The organism is Serratia sp. CY33802, from assembly GCF_052169095.1.
GTDB lineage: Bacteria > Pseudomonadota > Gammaproteobacteria > Enterobacterales > Enterobacteriaceae > Serratia > Serratia bockelmannii.
In genome coordinates this window covers 199,805-214,116 of record NZ_JBJNLL010000009.1, presented here as the reverse complement: position 1 = coordinate 214,116, position 14,312 = coordinate 199,805, and the positions used below count along the sequence as shown (strand labels likewise).

The window sequence follows — 14,312 nt, the reverse complement described above, 5'->3', positions numbered from 1 at the left end:
TCTGGCGCGTTATCGATCTGGTCGAAAGCACGTGCAGAACCGCCGTAGGTTTTAGCCAGAACGGTGGTGATCGCTGCAGTCAGGGTAGTTTTACCGTGGTCAACGTGGCCGATAGTACCAACGTTAACGTGCGGTTTTGTACGTTCAAATTTTTCTTTAGACACGGCTATATTCCTTACTATAGCGCTCTCCCCTTCTGGAGAGAGCACGGGACTTTGGTTTTAACCCTGCGGCTTATTTGCCACGGGCTTCGATTACGGCCTGAGCGACGTTGTTCGGTGCATCATCATACTTCAGGAATTCCATGGTGTATGATGCGCGACCTTTAGTCAGAGAACGCAGCTGAGTTGCGTAGCCGAACATTTCGGACAACGGTACTTCAGCGTGGATCTTAACGCCAGTCACTTCAGATTCCTGACCGCGCAGCATGCCGCGACGACGGCTCAAGTCACCGATAACGTCACCGGTGTTCTCTTCTGGAGTCTCAACTTCAACCTTCATGATAGGCTCAAGCAGAACTGGTTTCGCTTTCTTAAAGCCTTCTTTAAAGGCGATAGACGCGGCCAGTTTAAACGCCAGTTCAGAGGAGTCAACGTCGTGGTAAGAACCGAAGTGCAGACGAATACCCATGTCTACTACCGGGTAACCAGCCAACGGACCAGACTTCAGCTGCTCCTGGATGCCTTTATCAACGGCAGGGATGTATTCGCCAGGAATTACACCACCTTTGATGTCGTTGACGAACTCGTAACCTTTCGGGTTAGAGCCCGGCTCCAGTGGGTACATGTCGATCACAACGTGACCGTACTGACCGCGACCACCAGACTGCTTGGCGTGCTTACCTTCAACGTCGGTAATCTTCGCGCGAATCGCTTCGCGGTAAGCTACCTGAGGTTTGCCCACGTTAGCTTCAACGTTGAATTCACGCTTCATGCGGTCAACGATGATGTCGAGGTGCAGTTCACCCATACCGGCGATGATGGTCTGGTTAGACTCTTCGTCAGTCCATACGCGGAACGACGGGTCTTCTTTAGCCAGACGGCCCAGAGCCAGACCCATTTTTTCTTGGTCAGCTTTGGTTTTCGGTTCAACGGCGATAGAGATTACCGGCTCAGGGAATTCCATACGCTCCAGGATGATTGGAGAGTCTGGATCACACAGGGTGTCCCCGGTGGTCACGTCTTTCAGACCGATCGCAGCGGCGATGTCGCCTGCGCGAACTTCTTTGATCTCTTCACGCTTGTTGGCGTGCATCTGAACGATACGGCCAAAACGCTCGCGCGCAGACTTAACGGAGTTCAGCACGGTGTCGCCGGAGTTAACAACGCCGGAGTACACGCGGAAGAAGGTCAAGTTACCTACGAACGGGTCGGTAGCGATTTTGAACGCCAGCGCAGAGAACGGCTCGTCATCACTTGCGTGACGCTCAGCCGGAGTGTCTTTACCGTCGTCCAGGATACCGTTGATCGCAGGAACGTCAGTTGGTGCCGGCAGGTATTCGATTACCGCATCCAGCATCGCCTGCACGCCCTTGTTCTTGAACGCAGAACCACAGGTAACCAGGATGATTTCGTTGTTCAGTACGCGCTGACGCAGAGCTGCTTTGATTTCTTCCTCGGTCAGCTCTTCGCCGCCCAGGTATTTTTCCATCAGCTCTTCGGAAGCTTCCGCAGCGGACTCGATCAGGTTCTGGCGCCATTCTTCAGCCAGATCCATCATGTCAGCCGGGACGTCTTCGTATTCGAAGGTTACGCCTGCGTCTTCTTCGTTCCAGTTGATCGCCTTCATTTTCACCAGGTCGATAACGCCGGTGAATTTGTCTTCTGCGCCGATAGCCAGCTGCAGAGGAACAGGGTTAGCGCCCAGACGAGATTTGATCTGGCCAACAACTTTCAGGAAGTTAGCGCCCATACGGTCCATTTTGTTAACGAACGCGATACGTGGCACTTTGTATTTGTTAGCCTGACGCCATACGGTTTCAGACTGTGGCTGAACACCACCAACAGCACAGTAAACCATTACCGCGCCATCCAGCACACGCATGGAACGTTCTACTTCGATGGTGAAGTCAACGTGCCCTGGGGTGTCGATGATGTTTACGCGATGCGGTTCGAACTGCTTGGCCATACCAGACCAGAAAGCAGTAGTCGCTGCAGAAGTGATGGTAATACCACGCTCCTGCTCCTGTTCCATCCAGTCCATGGTGGCAGCGCCGTCATGAACTTCACCGATTTTGTGGTTTACACCGGTGTAGAACAGAATACGTTCGGTAGTGGTGGTTTTACCGGCGTCGATGTGAGCACTGATACCGATGTTACGGTAGCGTGCAATGGGTGTTGTACGAGCCATTTGATTCCTCTATTCCTAGGGCGTTCAAGTTCAGTTAACCCAAGCGGGCCGATTTGACGCGCCCGCTTGGTTAGCATGACTACAGCCAGGTGATTACCAGCGGTAGTGGGCGAACGCCTTGTTGGCTTCGGCCATACGGTGAACGTCTTCACGCTTCTTAACAGCAGAACCTTTGTTCTCTGCTGCGTCAGACAGCTCGTTCGCCAGGCGCAGAGCCATGGATTTATCACCGCGTTTACGTGCAGCATCAACGATCCAACGCATTGCCAGAGCATTACGACGAACCGGGCGGACTTCAACTGGTACCTGATAAGTAGAACCGCCAACGCGACGCGACTTAACTTCTACAGTCGGGCGAACGTTGTCGAGAGCGACTTCGAAAGCTTCCAGGTGATCTTTACCAGAACGCTGAGCCAGGGTCTCCAGCGCGGTATAGACGATTGCTTCTGCAGTAGATTTTTTACCGTCTACCATCAGGATATTTACAAATTTGGCCAGCAGCTCAGATCCGAACTTAGGATCTGGCAGGATTTTACGTTGGCCGATTACGCGACGACGTGGCATGGAAATACTCCGTTGTTAATTCAGGATTGTCCAAAACTCTACGAGTTTATTTTGACATTAAAGTTAAAACGTTTGGCCTTACTTAACGGAGAACCATTAAGCCTTTGGCTTCTTCACGCCGTACTTGGAACGAGCTTGCTTACGGTCTTTAACACCGGAGCAGTCAAGTGCACCACGGACGGTGTGGTAACGCACACCTGGCAGGTCTTTTACACGACCGCCACGGATCAGGATTACGGAGTGTTCCTGCAGGTTGTGGCCTTCGCCACCGATGTAGGAAGTCACTTCGAAACCGTTAGTCAAACGCACACGGCAAACTTTACGCAGTGCGGAGTTTGGTTTTTTCGGGGTAGTGGTATATACGCGGGTGCATACGCCACGTTTCTGCGGGCAGGCTTCCAGCGCTGGAACGTTGCTTTTAGCAGCCTTCACAGAGCGTGGTTTGCGAACCAGCTGGTTAATTGTTGCCATTAAAAAAGCTCCTGGTTTTTGCTTCGTACTAGCTTCGTAAACATGTGATAAATCCCCTCGTATGCACTATTGGCAGAGTACGAGGACGCAGAATTTTAGGGCTGACCAGTATGGGTGTCAAGAAATATACAACATCACTCTCATTACCAGGCCATTTGGCTGCGGTGTTGTTCGGTTAATTCAACGAAGTGATTATAGCCGATGACAGTGATTTTGTGCGAAAAATGACCAACCAATCCCCGGGCTTCCAGGTCATCCTGCAGCGCATAAAGGGATATGGGGGCGGCGAGCAGCAATTCAAGATGAGCGCTGCCGGCAAGGCCTGCAAGCACGCCGTCCTGTAGCAGCAACAGCGCGTCGCCCTCCGCCGCCAGGCGCAGCAGCGCAGGTAAGTCACATTGGTTTGGCGAATGGCTCAGGGTATACAGCATCAGAAGATCCTAAAACGTCATCACGGCGTCGTAACCGGCCAATTGGCGGCGCAATTCATCCGGCGCCAGCACCTCGGCATCCAGCACCCAATCGGTCACCTGACTCAGCCCACGCTCCTGCAGCGAAGCCTGGCATAGATAGCAGCGCTCCACGTCATACAACGGCAGCACGCCGAAGGTGGCGATGTAATTGCGCGCCAAGATTTTTTCCGGTTGCTGGCCCGGCAACAGCTGCAATACGCCATCGCCGACAAAAAACACCCCCAAATCCTCACTGAGCGCCGATGTGGCAAGCAGCGCATCCAGCCCTTCCCTGCCGCCGGCACCGCCGTGCGGCCCGTGGGTGAAAACAAAAGCGACTCGTTTCATCATATCCTCAGAACTGCACCAGACGGTCGCAACTCAGCGACGCTTCGGCCAGGGAACCCAGCCCGCTCAGGGTAAAGCCGGGCTGCAGGTTGGCGCTTGCCAGCCCCTGTTGCGCCGCCTCCTGCTCGTCGGTGACGCCACGGCGCAGCGCGGCAGCAACGCAGACGTTGAGCGCCACGCCGTGTTGCTGCGCCAGCTGCGTCCAGCCGCGCACCAGGTCGAATTCGTCGCTGGCCGGCGCGGTCAGTTGGTTGGCGTTCAACACCCCTTCACGGTAGAAAAAAACGCTGGAAAGCCGGTGCCCTTTCGCCAGCAAAGCCTGAGCGAACTGATAGGCGCTGCTGGCCTGCTGCGTGCCGTAAGCCGGGCCGGTGACCAACAGACAATAATCGAGCATCAACGGTCGCTTCCCAACAGATCGCCACTCTTGAACTGGCGGATGTACAGATACACGGTGTGTTTGGAGATATTCAGGCGATCCGCCACCTGATTGATCGCATCCTTGATATCGAAGATGCCTTTCTCATAGAGGTTGAGCACCACCTGGCGATTCTTGGCGTTATTGGACACCGAGCGGTCGGCGTTCACCTCTTCGATGGTGAACTCCAGCGTCTGCGCCACCAGATCGTCGACGGAAGAGGCGAAATTCACCGACGACGGCACGTCCTGCGTGGCCGGCGGCATAAAAGTCTGCATGATCTGCGAGAACGGCACGTCGAGGTTCATGTTGATGCACAGCAAGCCGATCACCCGCTGCTCGCGATTGCGAATGGCAATGGTCACCGATTTCATCAACACGCCGCTCTTGGCGCGGGTAAAGTAGGCTTTCGACACGCTGCTGTCGTCGCCGGCCATGTCGTGCAGCATGCGCAGCGCCAGGTCGGTGATCGGCGAGCCGATTTTGCGCCCGGTGTGTTCCCCGTTGGCGATGCGCACCGCCGAGCTGTTCAGGTCTTCCAGCGCGTGCAATACGATCTCACAGTGGCCGCCGATCAACATCGCCAGCCCGTCGACCACCGCTTCATAGGATTTCAGGATTTCATGATCCGTTTGAGTAAACGGACGTTCATTCAGCAAATCAAGTTCGCTGGCTTCGCTGGATAAAAGCGAATTCGACATCGAAGATACCACCCTCATAGATCGCCTGTGCCAGGGGGCGCAGCTAAAACCGCTCGGACCGGATCGCTGCCGTCGTCGGCATGCCGCCGCGCGGCTGGCTGAGAGCCGCATAAAACGGCACGATGACATCCGCGGGCGAGGCGGCCGGGAACAATTTTAGGTACACGCCCTAAGGGGCAGACGCATGACTGATAAGTCAGAATTATTAGTCTAGCAAAGCGGCCGGAGCAAAGTCCTTGCGTTTGCGCGTGGTATTGACGTTAAGCCCGATGCCCGGCAGGCGTCAAGCGTTCAATGGCGAGAGAGGCGGCGGCGGCCAAAATGAAAACCGCCGCGGAGGGCATCCGCGGCGGTGGCAAACAAAGCGACGAGATTATTTCGCTTTGGTATCGGCTTTCGCATCAGCCGGTTTTTCGGCTTTAGCGTCGGCTTTCGGCGCCGCTTTCACGTCCAGCAGCTCAACGTCGAAGACCAGCGTGGAGTTAGCTGGGATGCCCGGAACGCCGGTTTTGCCGTAGGCCAGCGCCGGTGGGATCACCAGCTTGATTTTTCCGCCTTTCTTGATGTGCTTCAGACCTTCGGTCCAGCCAGGGATCACGCCGTCCAGACGGAACGACAGCGGCTCGCCGCGGGTATAGGAGTTATCGAACTCGGTACCGTCGGTCAGGGTGCCTTTGTAGTTCACCACCACGGTGTCGCTGTCTTTCGGCGCTTCACCCGCGCCCGGTTTCTCTACCTGATACAGCAGGCCGGATTCGGTTTTCTTCACGCCTTTTTCTTTAGCGAAGCTGTCGCGATACTTGGCGCCTTTGGTTTCGTTGTCCTTGGCGTCCTGCTCCATCTTCGCCTGAGCGGAAGCCTTCACGCGCGCTTCGAAGCCCTGCAGGGTCTTCTCGATGTCGGCATCGTTCAGCTTGCTCTTGTTGGCGAACGCGTCCTGAACGCCGGCGATCAGCTGATCTTTGTCCAGCTTGATGCCCAGCTTCTCTTGCTCTTTCAGAGAGTTGTCCATGTAACGGCCGAGAGAGGCGCCCAGTGCGTAAGCCGCTTGCTCGTCGTCGTTTTTGAACTTGCCGGTGCTTGGCGCTGCTGCCGCGTCCGCTGGTTTAGCGGCTTCTGCCGGTTTGGCGGCATCGGCTGCCATGACCTGGGTCGCATTCAGAGCAAAAGCCATGGTGGTTGCCAGAAGCGTGACTTTAAACAAAGATTTCATCCATTTCTCCAGTGTCTGAAGCAATGCCCCAAACAATCATTAGGTAAGATAACCGGGCTACTATAGCTGCCTGAAACAAAACAAAACAGTCGCACAGGTAACCAATCGAGTCAAAGTGTGACTCCCACTTTGCCGAGAAGTTTCCCCCTGCGTGCTACTCGTATGATAAATCAGATTTTTCTTGCAGAATATTCGGCGAGGTTAGCAAAAAACGGCGTATCGGGCGCGCAACTTTTCAGCACTTTACACTGCCGATCGCAACGTTGCGCGCCGTCTGAAGAAATAGCGCGAGCAAACCCGGCGCCAGCTGTTACCATAGCGCCGAATCAGGATTTTATCGCGTCAGAGGTAGCCTCATGCACAACGCCGACATTCAACGCCTGCTACAGCGGCTTGAAGAACTGGAGAGCCGTCAGGCTTTCCAAGAGCTCACCATCGAAGAGCTCAACCAGACCGTTACCCAGCATCAAATGGAAATGCTGAAGATGCGCGAACACCTGCGCATGTTGACCGACAAGCTGCGCTCGACCCAAACCTCAATGATCGCCTCGCAATCGGAAGAAACCCCTCCGCCGCACTATTGAGGGTCCGTTGCGCGGTTATTTCAGGCGTGCCAACCCATCGACGGCACGCTCGAGATACCGGCGCGGGCACCCCAGGTTGATGCGGATAAAACCGCTCCCCTGCGGGCCGAAACCGCTGCCCATCGACGGAGCCAGCTTTGCCACCGCCACCAGCGCCTGCTGTAAGTCAGCATCGCTCAAACCCAGTGCACGGCAATCCAGCCAGGCGAGATAGGTCCCTTCTGCCTGGGTCATCGTGCACCAGGGCGCGGCGGCCGCCAGCGCCCGTTCAAACCAACGCCGATTCTCCGCCAGGTAGCTGAGCAGCTCATCAAGCCAGACAGCACCCCGTTGATAGGCCGCGGTCGCCGCCGTCATCGATAGCGCGTTGAACACATCCAGCCCGTGGGCATTCAGCCGATCGACAAACGCCTGCCGAAGCCGAGCGTTGGGGATCAGGAAATTCGAAATGCGCAGCGAGGAAAGGCCGAACGTTTTGCTGGCGGACGTCGCCGCAATCGCTCGCTCGCGATATTTCTTGTCCAGATGCAACACCGACGTAAACGTCTCGCCGGGCAGCAGCAGATCGGCCCAGATCTCATCGGAGATCACCGTAACGTCGTGGGTATGGCAAAGCGCCATGAGCCGCTCCAGTTCATCGCGGCGCCAGCAACGGCCTGTCGGATTGTGCGGATTGCACAGCAACAACAGCGGCGGTTTACGCTGTGCCAGACAGGCAGCCAACTGGTCGAAATCGATCCGATATCCCTGCGGAGTTTTCAACAGAGGATTCTCAAGCACCTCTCTGCCATTCATGGTGACTATCTTGGCGAACGAGCCATAATACGGCCCCTGCACCACCACACCGTCCCCCGGCTTGCTGAGCAGTTGGATCAGCATCGCCAATCCGGGCACCACCCCCTCAATCGACGTAAACCACTCACGCCGCAGCGGCAAGTCGTGCCGTTTGGCGAACCAGTCGATCGCCGCCTGATAGTAGGCGTCGTCACGTTCGCTGTAGCCAAAGACCCCGTGGTCCACCCGCTGATGCAGCGCCTGTTGCACCTCTGGCGGACATGGAAAATCGAAATCGGACACCCACATCGGCAACAGTTCGCTGCCATCCAGTTGCAGATAGCGGTCGATGAAGTCCCACTTCACGGAGCTGGTGTTGTGGCGATCGATGATGGCGTTGAAATGACTCGTCATGTCAGGCTTCCTTACGCTGCAAATCGTTCTGAGGTTGAAGTTTGGCGATACCGAAGCCGGTGAACCCATAAATCAGGGCGAACACCACCGCGGCATAACATTGGATCGCCCACGGCAGCAGATCGAGCGTGCTGACCCCCAGCGTGGTCGCCATGTAAATACCGGCGGCCGTCCACGGGATCAGCGGCTCGATAACGGTGCCCGCATCCTCGACGGTGCGCGACAGGTTTTTGTTGTCCAGCCCCATGCGCCGATAGGCCCCTTTGAACAGCTCCGCTGGGATCAGCAGCGCCAGCTTGCCGTCGCTGGTCGCGCCGGTCACCAGGATCGTGGTGGCAACGGTGGCGGCGATCAGTTGGCCGGTGGTGTGCACCACGTGCAGCAGCCGGCTGATGATCACCGTCAGGGCGCCGGTCAGCGTCAGGGCGCCGGCGAAGGAAAAGGCGCAGAACACCAGCAGGATCGTACTCATCATCGAGAACATGCCGCCGCGGTTCAGCAGGCGCGGCACATCGGCGACGATCCCTTCGACGTGATGGCCCTGGCTGGCGAACATCGACAGATTGAAGCCGTCCATCAACGCATTCAGCCCCTGTTGCAGGCTAAAACCCTGCAGCGCGACGCCGATGGCGATCGCCAGCGCGCAGGCGGCCAGCATGACAGGGATCACCGGCCGTTTGGTCACCGCGCCCCACAGCACCAGCACCGGTGGCAGGATCAACAGCAGGTTGAAATGGTACAGCCCCTCAAGCGCGCTGACGATTTCGGTCACTTTTTCCGGCGTTGCCACGCTGCCCACCGCGCCGGTGTGGCCGGCGATCAGGTACACCACGGCGGCCAGGATGAAGCTCGGCAACGTCGTGTACATCAGATGCTGGATATGGCTGTAGAGATCGGTATCCGCAACGATAGCCGCGAAATTCGTCGAATCGGACAACGGCGAAATTTTGTCGCCGAAGTAGGCGCCGGACACCACCGCCCCAGCCGCGGCGGCCAGTGGCACGTCTAAACCGGCGGCCACGCCCATCAGCGCCACGCCCACGGTGCCGGCTGCCCCCCACGAGGTGCCGGTGCACACCGAGATCACGCTGGTGATGAAGAACGCGGCAATCAGAATATATTGCGGACTGATCAGCTTCAGCCCCCAATACACCATGTAAGGGATTGTACCGCTGATCATCCAGGTGCCGATCAGGCCACCTACGCAGATCAGGATCATGATCACCGGCATGGCCTTCGCCAGCTTGGCCACGATGGCCTCGATGATGTCGTCCCAGCGGTAACCTTGCCACCAGGCCAGCGCGGCGGTGATGGCGGCGGAAACCAGCAGAAGCGGTTCAATGCGCAGGCCAAACTGGCCATAGCCGATGATGAGCAGCAACAGCATGGCCACAATCGGCAGCGTCGCCAACCCAAGGTTGAGCGTTTTCTTATTATCCATATACGGCTCCTGTTGAAGATGGGGTACTGCAACAGCGTAATGGCTTCGATAATCGGAGGATGTGAGCGCAGGCAACCGGCCATGTAATCGGTTTCATGCGCTCACGTTGTGTGACTTGTCTCTCATTCGCCGCGCTTGCTTTGCTCATGCGGCTCGCCATCGGTGACAGAGTCTCGCAGGATAAGCTCGGCCGAAAAGCGGTTGTTCTGCGGCGCGACGTCGCTGCCGCTGTGGATCTGCAGCGCGAGGCGCGCGGCGCGTCGGGCCATTTTCTCGATGGGGTAATGCACAGTGGTCAGCGAAGGGTGGAGATATTTCGCCAGGGCAATGTCGTCAAAGCCAACGATCGACAGCGCATCGGGCAACTGAATGTGCCGTTGATGGCAGGTGCGCATCATGCCGGCGGCCATCACGTCGTTGAACGTCACTGCGGCGGTGAAGCGTGGGTCGCTGGCCAGCACGCGCTCGGCCGCCAACTCGCCCCCTTTCTCGTTGAAGGGCACGCTGATGATCCAGGCTCCGGGCACCTCAATACCAGCGGCGGCCATGGCCTTGCGGTAACCCGCTAACCGCTGTGCGCGGTCGTCGATCGGCAAATCCGCCGTCACGCAGGCGATTCTCCGATGCCCCTGGCGAATGAGTAGCTCGGTCGCCGCCTGTGCCGCCTTGGCATTGTCGAGCCAAATACAACGATTGGCGATGGCCGGCAGGTAGCGATTGACCAGCACCAACGCGGGCGTGTGGGCGGCGTAGCGCAGCAGCTCCTCTTCTCCCATGCGCGTGACGTGCGCCACAATGGCTTCGCATCCCTGATTGATGAGAAAGTCGAGGCCGCTTTTTTCCAGTTCGGCCTGATGCCCGCCGCTGCACAACATCAAACGCACGCCGGCCTGCCGCGTGATGTCTTCCACGCCCCGCGCCAGGCGCGAGAAAAACGGATCGTCGAGGTTGCCGGTCAGCAACCCCAGCATATTGCCGCTTCTTTTCGCCAGTGCCAGCGCGGCGGCGTTGCGGTGGTAATTGAACTCGCGCATCGCTTTCTCGACGCGTTCGCGGGTCACCGGTTCAACGTAGGCGGTATTATTGATCACCCGGCTGACGGTGGCCGTGGAAACGCCGGCGCGGCGCGCAACGTCTTTCATGGTGGCCATGGCATGTCCTGTTTTGCCGTTCGGCGCCTGGTGCGCCGCGCATAAAAAAGGGCAGCCAATGGCCGCCCTCTTGTCTCGGGATTGCGTTCTGCTTAGTGGCAGCCGCAACCACCGTTACCGCAACCGCCTTTACCGTGGTCGTGACCATGGTCGTGATCGTGGCTGTGGCCGTGACCGCCGCAGCAACCTTCACCGTGCTCGTGGTGATGGTCGTGCTCGCCGTGTACGTGACCGTGCGCCAGCTCTTCTGCGGTCGCTTCGCGGATCGCGACAACTTCCACGTTGAAGTTCAGGTTTTGGCCGGCCAGCATGTGGTTGCCGTCAACCACGACGTGGTCACCGTCAACTTCGGTGATTTCAACCGGTACCGGGCCCTGATCGGTGTCAGCCAGAAAACGCATGCCGACCTGCAGTTCGTCAACGCCCATGAAGACGTCTTTCGGTACGCGCTGCACCAGGTTTTCGTCGTAGTTGCCGTACGCGTCGTTCGCGCCGACGTGAACGTCAAAACGATCGCCAACGTCGTGGCCTTCGAGTGCTTTTTCCAGACCTGCGATCAGAGAACCATGCCCGTGCAGATAGTCCAGCGGTGCGCTCACCGGAGACTCATCAACCAAAACACCGTCTTCTGTACGTACTTGGTAAGCCAGGCTGACCACCAAGTCTTTTGCTACTTTCATGATATCTCCTACCGTTGGCTACTAGGACGCGCACCGTTATCGGGATGCGCGCCTTTTCCGGACAGATTGTAACGGAAATCTGCCTCGCTGTACCCTCCGGGATAAAAAAACGCTACTTCGGCTGGAAAATGCCGATCACCTGCTCTTGCGGGCGAACGTGTTTTTCCACCTGTTGTTCGGTCTGGCGCTGATGGTGTCCGCACTTGACGCACTCCACCACTTCCACCTGATCCTCCCGCCATACCGCCAACGTATCCATAGCGCTACAGCTCGGGCACACCGCCCCGGCGATAAATCTCTTACGTGTTGCAGACATCGTTATGCTCCCGCTTATTCGTATTCGTCCCAGCCGTCGAACTGGCGACTTTCTTTTTGCATTTCGCGATGGAACAGCTCTTCCAGCTCGCGCCGCGCCTCTTTCACGCGGGAAATTTGCGCCACGTCGCCCTGATGCGGCGGCATCAGCTCACGCAGCATGCGCATATCCAGACGGCGGAAATGCTGCTGGGCGCGGAAAGCCTGATGCGGGTGCATGCCCAACTCCATCAGCGCCTTGCGCCCCAGTTCCAGCGCGCTGGAGAAGGTTTCGCGGCTGAACTGTTTCACGCCCGCCTGCAGCAGCTCATGCGCCTCCACGCGGCCGCGCGCGCGCGCCAGAATGCTCAGGTTCGGAAAGTGCTGTTGGCACAGCCGCACGATCTCCATGGTGTCTTCCGGCTCATTGCAGGTGATCACGATCGACTTGGCCTTTTCGGCGCCCGCCGCGCGCAACAGCTCCAGCTCGGTGGCGTCGCCGTAATAAACCTGGTAACCGTAACGCCGCAGCACGCCGACGGCGCTGACGTCGCGCTCCAGTACGGTAATGCGCATTTTGTTGGCCATCAACAGGCGGCCGATCACCTGGCCGAAACGCCCGAAGCCGACGATGATCACCTGCGGATCGTCATCCTCTACGTACGGCGTTTCCTCGTCTTCGCCTTTAGCGTTATAGCGGCGCGCCAAAATGCGGTCGATGACCTGCATCAGCAGCGGCGTGGTCATCATCGACAGCGTCACCACCACCAGCAGCAAAGAGAGTTGATCCGGCTGCAGCACCTTTTGCGTCCCCGCCGCCGAAAACAGTACGAAGGCAAACTCACCGCCCTGGCTGAGCACCCCGGCAAACTGCAGCCGCACCGAGCTACGCAGGCCGAACAGACGCGACACGCCATAGAGCACGCCGGATTTGACCGCCACCAGCGCCAGTACGCCGATCAACACCTCGGCCAGGTGGGTGTAGAGCACGCCGATATTCAACACCATGCCCACCGAGATAAAGAACAGCCCCAGCAGCAGCCCTTTAAACGGCTCGATGGAGATCTCCAGTTCGTGGCGATATTCGCTCTCCGCCAACAGCACCCCGGCGATGAAGGTGCCGAGCGCCATCGACAGGCCGAGCGCCTCCATAAACAGCGCCGAGCCGAGCACCAACAACAGCGCCGCGGCGGTGAAAATCTCGCGCACGCCGGAGGCGGCGATATAGCGGAACAGCGGCCGCAGCAGAAAGCGTCCGCCGATCAGCATGCCGCCGAACGCCGCGACCTTGAGCGCGATCTTCGCCCAGTCGTCGCTGGTGCCGCCGGCGCCGGCCAGAATGGGGATCAACGCCAACGCCGGGATCACCGCCATATCCTGGAACAGCAGCACCGAGAAACCGAGCTGCCCCCCTTCGTTGCGGTTCATGCCCTTTTCGCGCATCAGCTGCAGCGCCATGGCGGTGGAAGACATCGCCAGGCCGATACCGCCGATCACCGCCGCCTGCCAGGCGAAGTGCGTCAGGTACAGCAACGCGCCCAGCACCGCCGCGGTGAGCAACACCTGGCCGGCGCCGGCGCCGAAAATCGAGCGCCTCAGTTCCCACAGCTTGCTGGGGTTCAGCTCCAGACCGATGATGAACATCAGGAACACCACGCCCAGCTCGGAGAAGTGCAGGATCTCGTCAACGTCGCGGATGAAGCCCAATCCCCAAGGGCCGATGGCAATGCCGGCGATCAGATAGCCCAGCACCGCGCCGATCCCCAGGCGACGGGCGATCGGCACCGTCACCACCGCGGCAAACAGGAACAGCAAAATGGCGGTCAGTAAGGTCGATCCTTCCATGGTCACCGCCCTCCGTGCGGCAGCGGGTGGCTCAGCCACTCGCCGTAGGCGTCTGCATGGCTGCGCAACACCTCCGGCTTCTGCCGCCGCGCCCAATAAACCACGAACGGCGTCAGCCAGTGCATATGGCACATCCCGGCGGTCAGCTCGAACGGCCGCAGGATATCTTCCATCGGATAGTGGTTATAACCGCCGGTGCGGTAGGCGCCTTCCGGCTCACCGGTGGTGATCACCGAGCGCCAGTATTTGCCCGCCAGCGCATTGCCGCCCACCCCGCTGGCGAAGCCGCGCGACAGCACGCGATCCAGCCACTCCTTCAGCAGCGCCGGACAGCTGTAGGTATACAGAGGGTGCTGAAACACGATGACCTGATGCTCACGCAGCAGCTGTTGTTCGTGATGAATATCGATAAAAAAATCAGGGTAGTGCGCGTAGAGATCGTGCACGGTGACATGTTCTAACTGCTGCGCCGGTCGAAGCAAAACCCGGTTCGCCACCGAGTCATGGGATTCCGGATGGGCATACAGCAGCAAGACCTTGGGCGGCTGCGACATCATTCCCCTCCAAAGCGTCGTCAGAGTAGCGGTTTTCCGCTACCATGCATCGCAAAGAC

Annotated in this window: 17 protein-coding genes; 1 reads left to right on the top strand and 16 read right to left on the bottom strand. The window is 58.2% G+C overall.

Going from position 1 to position 14,312, the window contains the following annotated elements:
* The 9 genes from ACJ8HA_RS21855 to fkpA all read right to left on the bottom strand — a co-directional run.
* On the bottom strand, positions 1 to 164 hold a 164-nt coding region (locus ACJ8HA_RS21855), incomplete at its 3' end, for a GTP-binding protein (RefSeq protein WP_023158627.1).
* A gap of 70 nt (positions 165 to 234) precedes the next feature.
* A complete protein-coding gene (fusA, locus tag ACJ8HA_RS21850) occupies positions 235 to 2,349 on the bottom strand; it encodes an elongation factor G (RefSeq protein WP_025304497.1) in 2,115 nt (704 codons plus the stop codon).
* A gap of 93 nt (positions 2,350 to 2,442) precedes the next feature.
* Positions 2,443 to 2,913, bottom strand: coding sequence for a 30S ribosomal protein S7 (gene rpsG / locus ACJ8HA_RS21845; protein WP_004956203.1), 471 nt, complete (start codon positions 2,911 to 2,913; stop codon positions 2,443 to 2,445).
* Between the two features lie 96 nt (positions 2,914 to 3,009).
* Positions 3,010 to 3,384: a 30S ribosomal protein S12 gene (gene rpsL, locus ACJ8HA_RS21840; RefSeq protein ID WP_004930426.1), complete on the bottom strand. Its 375-nt coding sequence runs from the start codon at positions 3,382 to 3,384 to the stop codon at positions 3,010 to 3,012.
* A gap of 143 nt (positions 3,385 to 3,527) precedes the next feature.
* The gene (tusB, locus tag ACJ8HA_RS21835) at positions 3,528 to 3,815 is read right to left on the bottom strand and encodes a sulfurtransferase complex subunit TusB (protein ID WP_025304499.1); all 288 of its coding nucleotides are present in this window, start codon (positions 3,813 to 3,815) and stop codon (positions 3,528 to 3,530) included.
* Positions 3,816 to 3,824: 9 nt separating this feature from the next.
* The gene (gene tusC / locus ACJ8HA_RS21830; protein WP_025304500.1) at positions 3,825 to 4,184 is read right to left on the bottom strand and encodes a sulfurtransferase complex subunit TusC; all 360 of its coding nucleotides are present in this window, start codon (positions 4,182 to 4,184) and stop codon (positions 3,825 to 3,827) included.
* A gap of 7 nt (positions 4,185 to 4,191) precedes the next feature.
* Positions 4,192 to 4,581, bottom strand: coding sequence for a sulfurtransferase complex subunit TusD (gene tusD / locus ACJ8HA_RS21825; RefSeq protein ID WP_033636259.1), 390 nt, complete (start codon positions 4,579 to 4,581; stop codon positions 4,192 to 4,194).
* Positions 4,581 to 5,303: a helix-turn-helix transcriptional regulator gene (locus ACJ8HA_RS21820; RefSeq protein ID WP_004930418.1), complete on the bottom strand. Its 723-nt coding sequence runs from the start codon at positions 5,301 to 5,303 to the stop codon at positions 4,581 to 4,583. The genes tusD and ACJ8HA_RS21820 overlap by 1 nt, the downstream gene beginning before the upstream one ends.
* Before the next feature lie 373 nt (positions 5,304 to 5,676).
* A complete protein-coding gene (gene fkpA, locus ACJ8HA_RS21815; RefSeq protein ID WP_025304502.1) occupies positions 5,677 to 6,516 on the bottom strand; it encodes an FKBP-type peptidyl-prolyl cis-trans isomerase in 840 nt (279 codons plus the stop codon).
* A 356-nt stretch (positions 6,517 to 6,872) separates the two neighbouring features.
* Here fkpA and ACJ8HA_RS21810 point away from each other — a divergent pair, with 356 nt between their 5' ends.
* Positions 6,873 to 7,100, top strand: coding sequence for a SlyX family protein (locus ACJ8HA_RS21810; RefSeq protein ID WP_025304503.1), 228 nt, complete (start codon positions 6,873 to 6,875; stop codon positions 7,098 to 7,100).
* 15 nt (positions 7,101 to 7,115) lie between these two features.
* Here ACJ8HA_RS21810 and ACJ8HA_RS21805 read toward each other — a convergent pair whose 3' ends face one another.
* The 7 genes from ACJ8HA_RS21805 to kefG all read right to left on the bottom strand — a co-directional run bounded on the left by ACJ8HA_RS21805 (position 7,116) and on the right by kefG (position 14,253).
* Positions 7,116 to 8,288: a MalY/PatB family protein gene (locus ACJ8HA_RS21805; protein ID WP_025304504.1), complete on the bottom strand. Its 1,173-nt coding sequence runs from the start codon at positions 8,286 to 8,288 to the stop codon at positions 7,116 to 7,118.
* A gap of 1 nt (position 8,289) precedes the next feature.
* A complete protein-coding gene (gene nhaC, locus ACJ8HA_RS21800) occupies positions 8,290 to 9,729 on the bottom strand; it encodes a Na+/H+ antiporter NhaC (protein ID WP_025304505.1) in 1,440 nt (479 codons plus the stop codon).
* A gap of 122 nt (positions 9,730 to 9,851) precedes the next feature.
* Positions 9,852 to 10,880, bottom strand: coding sequence for a LacI family DNA-binding transcriptional regulator (locus tag ACJ8HA_RS21795; protein WP_060448453.1), 1,029 nt, complete (start codon positions 10,878 to 10,880; stop codon positions 9,852 to 9,854).
* 92 nt (positions 10,881 to 10,972) lie between these two features.
* Entirely contained in the window at positions 10,973 to 11,560 is a 588-nt protein-coding gene (slyD, locus tag ACJ8HA_RS21790) for a peptidylprolyl isomerase (RefSeq protein WP_004930407.1), read from the bottom strand.
* A 112-nt stretch (positions 11,561 to 11,672) separates the two neighbouring features.
* A complete protein-coding gene (locus ACJ8HA_RS21785; RefSeq protein WP_015379274.1) occupies positions 11,673 to 11,876 on the bottom strand; it encodes a YheV family putative zinc ribbon protein in 204 nt (67 codons plus the stop codon).
* A 14-nt stretch (positions 11,877 to 11,890) separates the two neighbouring features.
* Complete coding sequence (kefB, locus tag ACJ8HA_RS21780; protein WP_043138857.1) at positions 11,891 to 13,699, bottom strand: glutathione-regulated potassium-efflux system protein KefB; 1,809 nt, start codon at positions 13,697 to 13,699, stop codon at positions 11,891 to 11,893.
* A 2-nt stretch (positions 13,700 to 13,701) separates the two neighbouring features.
* Positions 13,702 to 14,253 carry a glutathione-regulated potassium-efflux system ancillary protein KefG gene (gene kefG / locus ACJ8HA_RS21775; RefSeq protein WP_025159909.1) on the bottom strand — a complete coding sequence of 184 codons (552 nt, stop codon included), beginning with the start codon at positions 14,251 to 14,253 and terminating at the stop codon, positions 13,702 to 13,704.
* Positions 14,254 to 14,312 lie beyond the last annotated feature (59 nt).